General features: G+C 61.1%; 15 protein-coding genes. 7 read left to right on the top strand and 8 right to left on the bottom strand.

Translation table 11 applies throughout. The annotated features are described in order from the left end of the window. The first annotated feature begins 51 nt into the window (after nt 1-51). On the top strand, nt 52-1,158 hold the full coding sequence (locus N1037_03850; GenBank protein ID UWS80172.1) for a CoA transferase: 1,107 nt from the start codon (nt 52-54) through the stop codon (nt 1,156-1,158). A gap of 5 nt (nt 1,159-1,163) precedes the next feature. Next, complete coding sequence (locus tag N1037_03845; GenBank protein UWS80171.1) at nt 1,164-2,321, top strand: acyl-CoA dehydrogenase family protein; 1,158 nt, start codon at nt 1,164-1,166, stop codon at nt 2,319-2,321. A 131-nt stretch (nt 2,322-2,452) separates the two neighbouring features. On the opposite strand, the gene N1037_03840 is transcribed toward N1037_03845, so the two are convergent. The 3 genes from N1037_03840 to hemE all read right to left on the bottom strand — a co-directional run bounded on the left by N1037_03840 (nt 2,453) and on the right by hemE (nt 4,352). After that, a complete protein-coding gene (locus N1037_03840) occupies nt 2,453-2,617 on the bottom strand; it encodes a hypothetical protein (protein ID UWS80170.1) in 165 nt (54 codons plus the stop codon). 168 nt (nt 2,618-2,785) lie between these two features. After that, nucleotides 2,786-3,328, bottom strand: a complete 543-nt coding sequence (locus tag N1037_03835; GenBank protein ID UWS80169.1) for a GNAT family N-acetyltransferase — start codon at nt 3,326-3,328, stop codon at nt 2,786-2,788. After that, complete coding sequence (hemE, locus tag N1037_03830) at nt 3,318-4,352, bottom strand: uroporphyrinogen decarboxylase (protein UWS80168.1); 1,035 nt, start codon at nt 4,350-4,352, stop codon at nt 3,318-3,320. Before hemE ends, N1037_03835 begins: the two co-directional genes overlap by 11 nt. 121 nt (nt 4,353-4,473) lie before the next feature. Between hemE and hemC the strand changes: the two genes are divergently transcribed. Both hemC and N1037_03820 read left to right on the top strand, forming a co-directional pair. After that, nucleotides 4,474-5,433: a hydroxymethylbilane synthase gene (gene hemC / locus N1037_03825; protein ID UWS80167.1), complete on the top strand. Its 960-nt coding sequence runs from the start codon at nt 4,474-4,476 to the stop codon at nt 5,431-5,433. Between the two features lie 124 nt (nt 5,434-5,557). Beyond that, the gene (locus tag N1037_03820; protein ID UWS80166.1) at nt 5,558-6,502 is read left to right on the top strand and encodes a fatty acid desaturase family protein; all 945 of its coding nucleotides are present in this window, start codon (nt 5,558-5,560) and stop codon (nt 6,500-6,502) included. Here N1037_03820 and N1037_03815 read toward each other — a convergent pair. The 5 genes from N1037_03815 to clpS form a co-directional block, all read right to left on the bottom strand. Continuing rightward, nucleotides 6,499-7,281, bottom strand: coding sequence for a glycoside hydrolase family 25 protein (locus N1037_03815; protein UWS80165.1), 783 nt, complete (start codon nt 7,279-7,281; stop codon nt 6,499-6,501). The genes N1037_03820 and N1037_03815 overlap by 4 nt on opposite strands. A 176-nt stretch (nt 7,282-7,457) precedes the next feature. Continuing rightward, complete coding sequence (gene hemF / locus N1037_03810; GenBank protein ID UWS80164.1) at nt 7,458-8,363, bottom strand: oxygen-dependent coproporphyrinogen oxidase; 906 nt, start codon at nt 8,361-8,363, stop codon at nt 7,458-7,460. A gap of 76 nt (nt 8,364-8,439) precedes the next feature. Then, nucleotides 8,440-9,243, bottom strand: a complete 804-nt coding sequence (locus N1037_03805) for an SDR family oxidoreductase (protein UWS80163.1) — start codon at nt 9,241-9,243, stop codon at nt 8,440-8,442. Between the two features lie 107 nt (nt 9,244-9,350). After that, a complete protein-coding gene (locus N1037_03800; GenBank protein ID UWS80162.1) occupies nt 9,351-10,352 on the bottom strand; it encodes a class I SAM-dependent methyltransferase in 1,002 nt (333 codons plus the stop codon). Between the two features lie 24 nt (nt 10,353-10,376). Then, complete coding sequence (gene clpS / locus N1037_03795; GenBank protein ID UWS80161.1) at nt 10,377-10,745, bottom strand: ATP-dependent Clp protease adapter ClpS; 369 nt, start codon at nt 10,743-10,745, stop codon at nt 10,377-10,379. Nucleotides 10,746-10,820: 75 nt separating this feature from the next. On the opposite strand from clpS, the gene N1037_03790 reads away from it, so the two are divergent. The 3 genes from N1037_03790 (at nt 10,821) to N1037_03780 (ending at nt 13,969) form a co-directional block, all read left to right on the top strand. Beyond that, nucleotides 10,821-11,552 (top strand): HAD family hydrolase, encoded by a 732-nt coding sequence (locus N1037_03790; protein UWS80160.1) that lies wholly within the window; start codon nt 10,821-10,823, stop codon nt 11,550-11,552. Nucleotides 11,553-11,599: 47 nt separating this feature from the next. Continuing rightward, nucleotides 11,600-11,926, top strand: coding sequence for a hypothetical protein (locus tag N1037_03785; GenBank protein UWS80159.1), 327 nt, complete (start codon nt 11,600-11,602; stop codon nt 11,924-11,926). Between the two features lie 354 nt (nt 11,927-12,280). Further along, nucleotides 12,281-13,969 (top strand): D-alanyl-D-alanine carboxypeptidase, encoded by a 1,689-nt coding sequence (locus tag N1037_03780; GenBank protein ID UWS80158.1) that lies wholly within the window; start codon nt 12,281-12,283, stop codon nt 13,967-13,969. Nucleotides 13,970-14,005 lie beyond the last annotated feature (36 nt).

Here is a 14,005-nt window from a genome sequence, read left to right as displayed (position 1 = left end):
CGCCTCCCCCCACATAGCCCGGCGAAAAACAGACCCAACAGGGAGGGCAGGATGCTCCAAGGGACACGCATTATCGAAGTGGAAGGCCTCGGCCCTGGCCCCTTTGCCGCCATGTGGCTGGCCGATATGGGCGCCGATGTGATCTGCGTCCATCGCAAGGGCGGTGGTGTCACCCCCGGCATGCCAGAACGCTCGGTGCTGGATCGGGGCAAGCGCTCTATTGCGCTGGACCTGAAAGACCCGGAGGACATCAAGACCTTCCTTGCCCTTGTGGCCACCGCAGACGGGCTGATCGAAGGGTTTCGCCCCGGTGTGATGGAACGCTTGGGCATCGGCCCCGAGGCCTGCCAGGCGGTGAACCCCGCGCTGGTCTTTGGCCGCATGACCGGCTGGGGGCAGGACAGTGCCCTGTCTGAGACAGCGGGGCACGATCTGAACTATATCTCGCTTTCCGGCGCGCTTTGGTATGCGTCTAACCCCGGCGACGCCCCCCTGACACCCGCCACGCTGGTCGGTGATATCGGCGGCGGTGCGATGTATCTGGTGGGTGGCATGCTGGCCGGGCTGTTGCGGGCAAAAACCAGCGGTGCCGGCACGGTGGTCGACGCCGCGATCTACGATGGCTCTGCCCATATGATGAACCTCTTGATGAGCATCCGCCAGGCCGGGGGCTTTGGCGAGACACGCGGGCAGAACCTGCTGGATGGCCCCCATTGGAGCCGCTCTTATGCCTGCGCCGATGGCGGCTATATGACGGTGCAATGTCTGGAACCCAAATTCTACGCCCAGTTTCTGTCGCTGCTTGAGCTCAGCGAGGACGCCGATTTCAAACAGCAGTTCGACAGCAACACATGGCCCGTCCTGACCGCGCGGCTGGCCGGGATCTTTGCCGCGCAGCCCCGCGCCCATTGGGCGGCGCTGTTTGACGGCACCGATGCCTGCGTTGCCCCGGTCCTGAGCCCCGATGAGGCCCTGCACCATCCGATGAATGCCCGTGGCGCTTGGGTGGAACATGACGGCGTGCTGCAGGCCGCCCCCGCCCCCCGCTTTGCTGATGCCTCCGCCGGACCGCAGGCGGCCTGGGCTCCGGCAGCCAGCCCCGAACGCGGGGCGCACAGCGCTGAAATTCTCGCCGAACTTGGCCTCAACAAGGATTGATCCACATGACTGCCCATATCTCACCCTGGATGGATGACGAGCTCACCATGTTGCAGGAGTCCTTGCGCGGCTTTTACGCCAAGGAAATGGTCCCACATGAGGACCGCTGGCAACAACAGGGCCATATCGACCGCGATTTCTGGAACAAGGCCGGGGATTTTGGCATTCTCTGCGCCTCGGTGCCGGAAGAATACGGCGGCATGGGCGGGGATTTTCGCCATGAGGCTGTGATTGCCACCGAACAATTCCGCGCCGCGGGGTTTTCAGGGTTTGGCAATTCGGTGCACAGCCAGATCTGCGCGGGCTATATTCTTGACTATGGCTCTGAGGCGCAGAAAAAGCGCTGGCTGCCCAAAATGGCCAGCGGCGAAATGGTCTGCGCCATTGCCATGACAGAGCCCGGCACCGGATCGGATCTGCAAAACATCAAGACCACAGCCCGGCTGGAGGGCAACGAATATGTGGTCAACGGCTCCAAGACCTTTATCACCAATGGCCAACAGGCGGACCTGATCATCGTGGTGGCCAAAACCGACCCGAGCCTCGGCTCCAAAGGTATTTCGCTGATCGTGGTCGAGGCCGCCGAAGCGCCGGGGTTTGCCCGCGGGCGCAATCTGGAAAAACTGGGCCTCAAAAGCCAGGACACCTCGGAGCTGTTCTTTGACAATGTGCGGGTGCCACCGGAGAACCTGCTGGGCGAAACTGAGGGCCAGGGGTTTTATCAGCTGATGAAATCCCTGCCACAGGAGCGCCTGGTGGTCGCCCTGGGCGGCGCTGCCGCGATGGAAAAGGCGCTGGAGGAAACGGTTGCCTATACAGCCGAGCGCATCGCCTTTGGCAAGCCGCTGCTGGAGATGCAAAACACCCGTTTCAAACTGGCTGAGGTCAAGACCATTGCCCATATTGCGCGGGTGTTTCTGGATGACTGCGTTGCCAAACATCTGCGCGGTGAACTGGATGCCACCACTGCCTCGATGGCGAAATGGTGGGTGACCCAGATGCAATGCGACACCATCGATGAATGCCTGCAACTGTTTGGCGGCTATGGCTATATGTCGGAGTATCCGATTTCGACCATGTATGCCGATGCCAGGGTGCAAAAGATCTATGGGGGATCAAACGAGATCATGAAGGAACTGATTGCCCGCAGCTTGACCGCCTGATCACCACCTCAGCGGCGACCTGGGTGACGACCTGGCGCAAGAGTGGAGCAAGGCCCCCTCCCCCGGGTGATGCGCCGGGTGATGCGCCGGGTGATGCGTGGGGGGGGGAGGCAGGCTCAAAGGCAGGCACTTCAGCCTTTGGCTTTGGCCTCGGCTGCGGCTTTCATCCGGGCCAGCAGCGCCGATTTGTCCGCCGTCTTGTCATAGGGATTTTTGCGGCTGCCCTTGGCGTTATGCTCGGCGTGGCGCGGAGCATTGCTGCCCTTTTTGGGGTTTCCGGTTTTTCCGTAGTCCATGGGGCTGCTTTCATATCAGATCATATACGGGATCGTATCTGTGGCGCTGATGCACCAAACCCCGGGTGTTTGCAAGGCAGGCGCGCTAAACGGGGCTCTGCCCCTCTTGGCCTAAAGGCCAATTCACCCCGAGGTATTTCAAGTAAGATGAAAAACGAAGGCCAGTGGTTACCGGGCCTTGGGGCAATAGGTCAGCAATGTGTTGGGGTAGCTCTGGGAGCCGAGGCAAAAGGCGGTCTCGCCGGTGATTTCAAATCTCATGCGCTGGTAAAAGCCGATTGCAGCGGTATTTTCTGAATTGGTGGTGAGCCAGGGCGCCGGAGCCGCTAAATCAGCGCAGCGCTGCAATCCGGCCTGCAACAGTGCCCGCCCCAGCCCCCGGCCATGATGGCGCGGCTGAACATAAAGGGTTGCGATCTCAACCGCCGAACCGAGGCCTGCAGGTGGTGATTGCCCCTCTGAGATGCGGATAAAGCCGTCGATACCCTCAACATTCTGCGAGACGATGAATGTCTCGCTCTTTTGCTGCAGCAGAGATTGGAACCGGGCGGGTGTCAGTTCAGAAAAAACATAGTCAGCAAACAGGCTGTTCACCCCATGGCGCAGGTAGGTGCTGAGCCAGACTTCGATCGACAAAGCCGCCAGGCTCGACGCGTCGTCAGGACGCGCCGGGCGCAGGGTCAGGCCATCTGGGCTGGGATCAGCCGCCACGGACCGTATCGATCATCAGCTGCACATTGTCCGGGTCCGCATCCGGGGTGATGCCATGGCCCAGGTTGAAGATATGGGGACCGTTCTTGAACGCCTGCACAATGGCGCGGGTTTCATCCACCAGATCCTGACCACCGGTCACCATATGGCGCGAGGCCAGGTTGCCCTGCACGCAGCCATCCACCTGCAGGTTCTGCGCCGCCCAAAGGGGATCAACCGAGTTGTCCAGTGCCAGGCAGTCAATTCCGGTTTCCTTGGCAAAGCCCAGGTATTTTTCGCCCGCTTCACGTGGAAAGCCGATGACAGGGATGCCGGGGTGGCGCTGTTTCAGCGCTGCGGTGATTTCGCGGCAGGGCTGAAGCGCATATTTGCGGAAATCGTCCCCTTTCAGCGAGCCTGCCCAGCTGTCAAAGATCTTGACCACTTCGGCACCGGCCTCGATCTGTTTTGACAGGTAGTCGATGGTTGCTTCGGTGATGCGGGCCAGCAGCGCCTCAAACAGGGGACGGTTTTCCTGTTTGAGGGCATGGGCCGGTCCCTGATCCGGAGTGCCGCGCCCGGCAATCATATAGGTGGCCACAGTCCAGGGCGCCCCGGCAAAGCCAATAAGCGTTGTTTCACTGGGCAATTCCCGCGACAGAATTTTCACCGTCTCGTAAATCGGGTTCAGGGTTTCGTGGATGTCCGACACCGGGCCCAGTTTGGCAAAATCCGCCTCGGTGGTGATGGTCGACAGGCGCGGGCCTTCGCCGGTGACAAACCACAGATCGGCGCCCAGCGCCTGGGGGATCAGCAGGATATCGGCAAACAGGATCGCAGCGTCAAATCCGTAGCGGCGGATTGGCTGCAGGGTGACCTCAGCCGCGAGTTCGGGATTGTAGCAGAGCTTGAGAAAATCCCCGGCCTGGGCGCGGGTGGCGCGGTATTCCGGCAGGTAGCGGCCCGCCTGGCGCATCATCCAGATCGGTGGCACGTCCTGTGTTTCCCCTGCCAATGCGCGCAGAATTTTCTTTTGTTCAGCCATGTCACCCTCGATTTCGCCTGCTCGTTTACGTCGCCCATGAGGTCGACCCAAAGCGGCAAATTGTCAAGGGTAGCCTGTGCAGTGCTTGCAACGGCAAATCGCCGCTACTAAAGGTTCTTACATGACACAGAACCTGCCCTCCCCCGCTTCTCCGCTGAAAATTGGCACCCGTGGATCGCCGCTGGCGCTGGCCCAGGCCTATGAGACCCGCCGCCGTCTGGCGGAGGCTTTTGATCTGGCCCCGGAGGCCTTTGAGATCGTGGTGATCAAGACCAGTGGTGACAACCAGGCTTTGATCGCAGCGGACAAGCCGCTCAAGGAGCTGGGTGGCAAGGGGCTGTTCACCAAGGAGATCGAAGAGGATCTGTTGTCGGGCGCCATCGATATCGCGGTGCACTCGATGAAGGACATGCCGGTGGCCCAGCCTGCGGGGCTGCTGCTGGATTGCTATCTGCCGCGCGAAGATGTGCGCGACGCCTTTGTGTCGCCAAAGTTTTCCCGGCTGCAGGATCTGGAGCCCGGCGCTGTTGTTGGCACCTCGTCGCTGCGCCGCCGTGCGCAATTGATAAACCGTCGCCCGGACCTGCAGGTGGTGGAGTTTCGCGGCAATGTGCAGACCCGGCTGAAAAAGCTGAACGAAGGTGTTGCCGAATGCACCTTTCTGGCGATGGCTGGCCTGAACCGGTTGGCGATGGAGGATGTGCCTGCCACCGCGATCGAAACCACTGACATGCTGCCTGCTGTGGCGCAGGGCGCAATTGGCATTGAGCGGCGGGGCGATGACAGCCGGGTGGCCGCGATGCTTGAGGCGATCCATGATGTCACCACCGGCCAGCGGCTGGCGGCAGAGCGCGCCTTTCTGGCCGCGCTGGATGGATCCTGCGAGACGCCCATTGCCGGCCTGGCTGAGTTAGACGGCGGCAGCCTGCGGCTGCGCGGCGAGGTGCTGCGCCCCGATGGCTCCGAAGCGATTGCCGATGCACAGACCTGTGCAATCGAGGACGGCGCTGACCTAGGGCGCGACATGGCGGCAAAATTGCTGGCCACAGCCGGTCCCGGATTTTTTGACTGGCGTCAGTAGCGCCCTAGCCCCGCAGCCACAGCTCCTGCAAAGTGCCGCCACGACATACGCAAAAGTATGACGTGGCGCCCCATTTGACCGCCTCCCCTGATACAGGCGATCCTGTGATCAGGAGGAGCACATCATGACACCCGGAAAATCCTATCTTAGCAGCGACGAGATCCGTCCCCTGGCCGAACGGTCCGATGCCATGGGCCTGTGGCTAGTGCTGCATTGCTGGGGGGTGATTGCCTGCGCGCTGGCGCTGTTTGCGCTCTGGCCCAATCCGCTGACCTTTGTTCTTGCTGTCATGGTGATCGGTTCGCGCCAATTGGGATTGGCGATCCTGATGCATGAGGCGGCGCATAACGCCCTGTTCAAGAGCCGCAAATGGAATGACATCGTTGGCGAATGGCTATGCGGGCGGCCGATTCTGGCCGAGCTTGCCGCCTATCGCCATTACCACCTGACCCATCATCGCTTTACCCAGACGGACAAAGACCCGGATCTGAAGCTCAGCGTCAAATTCCCCACCTCCAAGGCCTCGCTGAAACGCAAATTCACCCGCGACCTGACCGGCCAGACGGGCGGTAAACAGCTGCTGGGCCAAATCCTGATGAGCTTTCGCCTGGCAGGCGACGATGACGCCATCGAGGCGGCGACTTCGGATTTTGCCCAGAGCTTTAAGGCGCCGCATCTATGGAAATCCCTGCCGGTGTTTATTGGCGTCGCAGTGGTGATGAGCCTGATTGGCGACTGGTGGTGGGGGCTGGCCTTTTGGTTGCTGCCCTATCTCACCTGGTTTCAGTTTGTGCTGCGGGTGCGCAATATCGCCGAACACGGCGCGGTGGAGCAGTCGCAGAACCCGCTGCAAAACGTGCGCACCACCAAGGCAGGCCCCATCGCCCGGCTGTTTGTGGCGCCCTATTGGGTCAATTACCATCTGGAACATCACATGGTGATGCATGTGCCATGCTGGCAGCTGAAATCCATGCACAAGGCGCTGCTGGACAAGGGTATCGGCCCGGATATGCGGATTGCCTCCGGCTATGGTCAGGCGCTGGCCGAGGCCGGCTGGAAACGCGCCTAGAGCTGCCCCGACCAGCGCAGCCAGGATTCGGGGCTGTCGTGGAAGACGTTCAGATCCACATCCCCCTGAATACCCGGAACCACACCGGTGCCGGTATATTGCCACAACCGCCAAAAGGCGCCGGGATAGACCTGACGCGGATGCCCCGCGACCGAGCGCAACCAGAATTCGGTGCCATGCAAGCGGCCAATGCCGGTTTCGCGATAAAAATCCACTGTAGTATAGATCACCGGACGCTGACCGTAATGGGCCTCTAGCAGGGACAGGAATTTGCGCGCCTCGGCCCGCACCACCCGGCCATCGGGGCGTTTGGTACAGGTGCGCGAGTGTGGGTTCCATTCCATATCCAGCACCGGCGGCAGGGCATTGGCATCACGCGGCACATGTTTGATAAACCAGCGCGCCTGCTGTTCTGCGGGGCGACAGAAATAGAAATAGTGATAGGCGCCACGCGGCACTCCGGCCCGCGCTGCACCACGCCAGTTGTCGCTAAAGGCTGGATCGGCGACATCGCCGCCTTCGGTGGCCTTGAGATAGGCAAAGGACACCCCGGCCCGCCGCACCTGCGGCCAGTCGATTTCTCCCTGATAGCGCGACACATCAATCCCGTGGATCGCATAGCTGTTGGGGCCGCGCCCGCTCCATTCATGGGGATCGCTGTCGCCAAAGCGCGGATAGTTGCTGAGCTGCGCCAGCTGTGCCTCTGACGGGCGTTGCGTTGGGGCTGCATGTGCCTCGGGGGGAGGCGGGGCCTTGGGGCTGCAACTTGCCAGAACCATACTCGCCAAAACACCTAAAAACCTGCTGTGCATCTCAAACCCTAAACCCAAACACAAAAGAACCGGCGCCTGTGCAGCCGGTTCTTTTAGTCTCTATCGAAGAGCGCTGTTTTCCTAGGGCAAAGCCGCAAGTCACCTGAAATGAGCGCAAGATCGCAGGCCGCCAGACAGCATGCTTAGACCCATTTGGCCAGGGGTGGCAGGCTCATCAATACCGCATTGGCATCATGGCCGGTTTCCAAACCAAACTTGGTGCCGCGATCATAAACCAGATTGTATTCCGCATAGAGCCCCCGGTGCACCAGCTGCGCGTCCTTGTCAGCCTCCGAGAAGTCCTGCACCCGGCGTTTGTCCACCAGCGGCAGATAGGCCGGCAGGAAGGCGCGGCCAATATCCTGGGTCAGCGCAAAATCCGCAGCCCAGTCACCCGTGTTGTGATCATCCATAAAGATACCGCCAACGCCGCGCGCCCGATTGCGGTGGGGGATATAGAAATACTCATCCGCCCATTCCTTGAGCCGGGGATACAGATCAGCGCCATGGGGGTCGAGATGGGTCTTCTGAGTGGCGTGAAAATGCGCGGTGTCATCCTCGTATTCGATACAGGGGTTCAGATCCGAACCACCGCCAAACCACCAGGCATGGGGGGTCCAGAACATCCGCGTGTTCATATGCACCGCCGGCGCATGGGGGTTGCGCATATGCGCCACCAGGGAAATCCCCGAGGCCCAAAAGCGCGGATCTTCACGCATCCCCGGCAGGCCCTTGCGCGCCGCCATGGCGTTCTGCGCCCGCTCACCCAGAGTGCCGTAGACCTCTGAAATATTGACGCCGACCTTTTCAAACACCCGACCGCCGCGCATCACGCTCATCAAGCCGCCCCCGGCGTCAGAGCCATCCGCAGAGGCCCGCGTGGTTTCAGAGACCTCAAACCGGCCAGGTTCCTGATCCGCAAAAGGCCCGCTGTCATGGCGGTCTTCCAGCGCCTCAAAGGCGGCGACAATTTCATCGCGCAGCTGGCGGAACCAGGCGGCGGCCTGGGCTTTTTCTTCGGTCATTTCGGTCGGGAGGGCGGCGGTCATCACGGGATCTTTCTGCTTGGGGGCTTGGCCGGGGCTGGGGCTTGGCCGGGGCTGGGCGGAAACGGAAACGGCTGAGTTAGTGAACCGGCGCGGCAACGGGATCAAGCAGGGTGCGGCCCCCATCCAGGGTCAAGATCTGGCCGGTCATAAACCCAGCGGCATCCGAGGCCAGAAACTGCGCCGTTTCGGTCAGCTCGGTCGGGGAAGCAATCCGGCCCAGAGGCGTGTGTTCTTCGATGTCCTGACGGTAGCTGCGGTTGTCCTTGAGCGTGGAGCGCATTGAGGCGCTCATCACCGATCCAAAGGCAATGGAGTTCACCCGGATACGATGTGGCGACAGGGAGACCGACAGCGACCGCGTCAGCTGGTCCAGCGCCGCCGAGGCGACAGAATAGGCCATCAGCTCGGGGTGGGTGCGCCGCGCCGCAATGGAAGAGAGATTGACGATGGCCCCCAGTGGAGCCCCCGCGTCGCGGCCCTCGCCCTGTTTGATCATTCGGCGCGCCACCTGTTGCGACAGGCGCAGCGTCGGCAGCAGGTTCTCGGTCAACAACATCTCCAGCGATTCGTCGTTGGGATCCAAGGGATCGCTTTGCACCACCTGGCGCGCCCCGTTCACCAGGATGTCGATGTCATCAAAGGCGTCGATTGTCGCTGACAACAGATTGGCAATGGTCAACCGTTCACGCAAATTGCCGGCAAAGTAGCGAATATTGCTCTCGTCCGCCTGCTCGCCCAGCTCGCGCAGCAGTGCCGCCTCGTTGGTATCCGCAAACATGACATTGGCTCCGGCGGCCACAAACTGACGGCCAATGGCCAGACCAATACCTGACGAAGCACCGGTGACGATGGCAGTCTTGCCAGCGATGGAAAAGGACATGCGAGGCATACTCCTGTAGTTTGATTTTGGCTGCGAGCCTACCCCCCGTGCCCGCTTTTGGAAACGGCGAATGTGGACCGCGCGCGTGGGAAGTCAGAGGGAAGATATCAGCCTTTGGCGCGCCGTGGGCGTTGGGCGTGCAGGACCTTGAACCGGTTGTTCCCCGCAACTTCGCTTACGGCGGCAAAACGCTCTCCCAGCAGGGTCTCGTAGGGCAGGTGCCGGTTGGCCACCATCCACAGATGCCCCGAGGCCACCAGCATATTGGCCGCAGCCGAGATAAAGGCCTGCCCCAGCTCTGGCTCGGCACTGCGCCCCGCATGAAACGGCGGGTTCATCACCACCGTGTTGACCTGCTCTGGGGCCTGCCATTTGCGCGCATCGGCCCAGTGAAACTGCGCCCGTGCATCCGCAACATTCTGCCGGGCACAGCCCAGCGCCACATGGTCGGCCTCAACCAGATGCAGATGCTCGACCCCTGCGCGGGTCAGGATCTGCGCCGCCAAATAGCCCCAGCCCGCACCAAGATCAGCCACCCGGCGACCCAGTTTTTCTGGCAAGCACTCCGCCAGAAGCTGTGAGGCCGGATCAATTCCATCGGCAGAAAACACCCCCGGCGCAGTGACAAAACCGTCGACCTGGATGCCGTCAGCCGCGATCCAGTCGCTGAGCGCATTGTTTCCGCCCTGGAACCAGAAAATCTTACCATGTGCCTTTGACACCGGCGCCGATGTTTCGGTGAGTTTACGCAAGGCCTTGAGGACCGAATCGATCCCATCCGTTTTGGCCCCATCCACCAGCACCGGGCCTGTGGTCACAGCCGCCGCCTGGGCCACCAGTTGGCGGGCCTCGGCCTTGGCCCGCGGCAAGAACACCACCGCAGCGGCAAAGCGCTCTGGCGCGGGCAGATCCGCCACCTCGGGCAGACAGGTAAAACCAGCCGCCTCATAGGCTTCAAAATCTGGCCGCAGGCGCTGCAGGATCAGCACCCGGTCTTTGGGCAGGGCAGTGAGATCCACGCCAGCACGTGGCGCAAAGACGGCGATGCGCCCCTCTGGGGGCATGACACAGCCACCCGGTTCTAAGGCCAGGGACAGGCGCAGGGACATAGCATAGCCTCTTATATGTTGATATTATTCTTCTTTTTCCATCGTGCATTGCAGCGGATGCTGATGACGATTGGCAAAATCCATCACCTGACCAACCTTGGTCTCGGCGACTTCATGGGTAAAGACCCCAACCACCGCGACACCTTTTTTGTGCACGGTGAGCATGATTTCAAAGGACTGCGCATGGGTCATGCCAAAGAACCGCTCCAGCACCAGCACGACAAATTCCATTGGCGTGTAGTCGTCATTGAGCAACAGCACCTTGTAGCGCGGTGGGCGCTGTGTCTTTGGGCGCGTCTTGGTCAGCAGACCCAGATCGGTATCATCGTCATCCGAGAACTCGGACATCATCACAGGCAGCAGCGGCATCAGCTTAGTGTTCCAGTCATGCATGGAAATCTATATCCCGCTTATATAGCGTAATGACGGCTCAGGAAAAGGGGCAGGAAAAGGGATTAACGCAGCAACATGACAGGCAATTTAACAACCATAGGCTTTGATGCCGACGACACGCTTTGGCACAACGAGCGGTTTTTCCGGGTCACCCAGGACCGTTTTGCCGAACTGCTGCAGGATCACACCCCGCCCGATCTGGACCGCCCGGCGCTGGAGCGACGCTTGCTAGCAGCGGAGAAACGCAACCTTGGGCGCTATGGTTACGGGGTCAAAGGCTTTACCCTGTCGATGATCGAAACCGCCATCGAGGTGACCGATCAACAGGTGCCTGCTGCCGTCATCCAAGAGCTGATCGTGGCGGGGCAGATGATGCTCTCCTATCCCATTGACCTGCTGCCCCATGCCCAGGAGGCGGTGACGCAACTGGCGGCAAACCACCGGGTGGTGCTGATCACCAAGGGCGATTTGCTGGATCAGGAGCGCAAACTGGCGCAGTCCGGTCTGGGCGATTTGTTTGACGCGGTTGAAATCGTGTCGGAAAAGACCCCCGAGGTGTACCGGGAGATTTTCAACCGCCACGGCGACGGCATCGCGCGCGCCATGATGGTTGGCAACTCCATGCGCTCGGATGTGGTGCCGCCGATCACCGCAGGTGGCTGGGGAACCTATGTACCCCACGGCGAGATCTGGGAGCTGGAACATGCAGAGCCCCCGGAAGCCAGCCCTCGCTATAACGCCATCGCGGATCTCAGCCAGCTGCCACAGCTGGTGTCGCGGATTGAGAAAGACCGCGCAGCATTGTAAGCCCGCAGCAGACGCCATAGCAAAAGACCAACAGGAGCAGACAGCCGATGCCACATGCAGAGATCAAATACTCAAGTGACCTGCAGCTCGACAGCGCTGCGATTCTGGCTGAGATCGAGACCATCATCCTGCGTCACGACGGCGGTGCCGGCGCCTGCAAGGGGCGCGCCTACCCCACAGATGAATTCCACCACAGCCATGTCACCGTCAGCGTCTCACTGCTGGTGAAACCACATCGCGATGCTGCATTTTCAGCCGCTCTGCTCAGCGCCCTGGAACAGGCGGTCAGCGCTATGCTGCCCCGCCCCTGCGAGTTCTCCTTTGGGCTGCATTACTCTACGCCCCATTACGTCACCCGCAGTCTCAAAGCCTAGGGGCTCAGCGGCGCAGGTTGGGGCATCTCTGATCTCTGCCTCGCCGACACAGAAAAATCCCGCTGACCTGCGCAAACAAACTCAGCACCTGTTGCCCAGAGGTCGCACAGAAGGCGAATCGCACTGTGCCATGCCGGGGTCTGACAGGATTTAAGCCTGCGTTTCTGTTTACACTTCTTTAAGACAATCCCGATTTAGGCGAAACCCGCCGCCGGGCAACTAAATCTAGGGAAAGTCCTTTCTCAGCTGTGCTCACCCGCCTATCGCCAAGGTTTCTTCCGGCCATCTAATATGCTAGGCTTTCTGCATAGCAGGCAAAATCGTCAGCCGGAAAACCGGCGGCAAGAGGCAAAAATGGCAGATATCGTGCAGATCAGGTTTAACCACCTGGTTCGCGGGCAGCGGGCGTTGGCCCGGACTGTGCCGTGGATCATGGGTGTTCTTCTCTCTCTTGGGGTGGTGCTGATTCCCCCGACCCAGGTGCAGGCGGCGGCCTATGCCGCCGTGGTTGTTGACGCGCGCACCGGCGAAGTACTGCATTCGCGCAATGCCGATGCCCGGCTGCACCCCGCCTCTCTGACCAAGATGATGACCCTCTATATTGCCTTTGAAGCGGTCCGAAACGGCGAGATCTCGCTGGATCAAAAGGTGCTCATCAGCAGAAACGCCTCTTCCGAACCGCCCTCAAAACTGGGGTTAAAAACCGGACAGCGTATTGCCTTTCGCTATCTGATTCGGGCTTCCGCTGTAAAATCCGCCAATGATGCCGCCACCGCCATTGGGGAGGCCATTTCCGGATCCGAAGCCGCCTTTGCCCGTCGCATGACCCGCACCGCCAAAGCGCTCGGCATGACACGCACAACATTCAAAAACGCCCATGGGCTGACCGAGGCGGGGCATTTGTCCACCGCCCGCGACATGACAACCCTGGGTCGCCATATCCTGTATGACTACCCCGAGTATTATCACCTGTTTGCGCGCAGATCGATTGATGCGGGCGTCAAAACCGTTCCCAATACAAACCGACGCCTGCTGGCCTCCTACAAAGGTGCCGACGGCATCAAGACCGGCTATACCCGTGCTGCGGGCTCCAACCTGGTGGCCTCGGCCAAACGGGGCAATGAGCGCATCATCGCAACCGTTTTTGGCGGTAAATCCTCCACCTCGCGCAATGCCAAGGTTGCCGAACTGCTGGATCTCGGTTTTCGTCGCGCCCCCTCCCGGGCCCGCGTTCAGGCGCCGGGACGCCCCGCATATGTTGGCAATCGCGGCATTGGCGCCACAACCCAGGTTGCAGGCAACGGCGGCGCCGGTAAGACGGTCCGCGTCACTGGCCTGGTAAAAACCAGCCTTCGCCCCCTGGCCCGCCCCGGCCCAATTGTCGACCCGGACGTCATCGCCGAAGCGGTGCAGATTGCCACCGCCACGCAAGCCAAGACAACCGAAGCGCAGACCGCCGTGCCCCAGGAAGCCGCAGCACAGGCCGCGGCAGCGCAGGCGGATCCTTCCCCTGCGGAGACCGGCACCGGGATTGATCCCGATATTCTGCAGGCCAGCATCACCGCAGCCATTGCCGAGGCCAAGGTACTGCCAGCCTCTACCGGACCGGTTCCCAGCACATCAGAACAGACCGCTGGGGCTGCAACTGTAACCGCCGCCGTCGCGCAGTCCTCCGCCCCCGTCAGAGTGCAAGCCCGGCCCTTTACCGGGCTGCGGCCCATGGCGCGCCCGATCAAACTGGCCAATGCGGCGGCGCCCAGCCCCGAACAGCCCGTGGTGGTGACCCGGCTCTCGACCTCGGGCGGCAGATATTGGGGCATCAATGTCGGGCGCTACACCAGTGCCTATCAGGCGGAAAAAGTCCTGCTGCGCACTGCCCTCTCCGAAATGGAGACCCTGAACGGCACCCTGCGCAAGGTGGCAAAATCACGTCTGGGCTATGACGCCAATTTCCTCGGCATGACCAAAGAACAGGCCGACCTCGCCTGCCGCCGCTTGAGCGCCCGCAATGTTGCCTGCGACACGCTAGGCCCCTCGTCCTAAGGCCCCCTATCCAAGCGACCATGGGCTTACCTCTCG

The sequence above is a fragment of the Phaeobacter sp. G2 genome, from assembly GCA_025163595.1.
Lineage (GTDB): Bacteria > Pseudomonadota > Alphaproteobacteria > Rhodobacterales > Rhodobacteraceae > Pseudophaeobacter.
Note: the sequence above shows the minus strand (reverse complement) of the source record. Positions and strands in the feature narration are given on the sequence as shown.

Bases quoted from the DNA above. Each gene is read 5' to 3' on its own strand.
- N1037_03790 (UWS80160.1), top strand. From the start codon at position 10,821: ATGACAGGCAATTTAACAACCATAGGCTTTGATGCCGACGACACGCTT.
- N1037_03840 (UWS80170.1), bottom strand. From the start codon at position 2,617: ATGGACTACGGAAAAACCGGAAACCCCAAAAAGGGCAGCAATGCTCCG.
- N1037_03845 (UWS80171.1), top strand. From the start codon at position 1,164: ATGACTGCCCATATCTCACCCTGGATGGATGACGAGCTCACCATGTTG.
- N1037_03800 (UWS80162.1), bottom strand. From the start codon at position 10,352: ATGTCCCTGCGCCTGTCCCTGGCCTTAGAACCGGGTGGCTGTGTCATG.
- N1037_03815 (UWS80165.1), bottom strand. From the start codon at position 7,281: ATGGTTCTGGCAAGTTGCAGCCCCAAGGCCCCGCCTCCCCCCGAGGCA.
- clpS (UWS80161.1), bottom strand. From the start codon at position 10,745: ATGCATGACTGGAACACTAAGCTGATGCCGCTGCTGCCTGTGATGATG.
- hemC (UWS80167.1), top strand. From the start codon at position 4,474: ATGACACAGAACCTGCCCTCCCCCGCTTCTCCGCTGAAAATTGGCACC.
- N1037_03780 (UWS80158.1), top strand. From the start codon at position 12,281: ATGGCAGATATCGTGCAGATCAGGTTTAACCACCTGGTTCGCGGGCAG.
- N1037_03805 (UWS80163.1), bottom strand. From the start codon at position 9,243: ATGTCCTTTTCCATCGCTGGCAAGACTGCCATCGTCACCGGTGCTTCG.
- hemE (UWS80168.1), bottom strand. From the start codon at position 4,352: ATGGCTGAACAAAAGAAAATTCTGCGCGCATTGGCAGGGGAAACACAG.
- hemF (UWS80164.1), bottom strand. From the start codon at position 8,363: ATGACCGCCGCCCTCCCGACCGAAATGACCGAAGAAAAAGCCCAGGCC.
- N1037_03850 (UWS80172.1), top strand. From the start codon at position 52: ATGCTCCAAGGGACACGCATTATCGAAGTGGAAGGCCTCGGCCCTGGC.
- N1037_03820 (UWS80166.1), top strand. From the start codon at position 5,558: ATGACACCCGGAAAATCCTATCTTAGCAGCGACGAGATCCGTCCCCTG.
- N1037_03785 (UWS80159.1), top strand. From the start codon at position 11,600: ATGCCACATGCAGAGATCAAATACTCAAGTGACCTGCAGCTCGACAGC.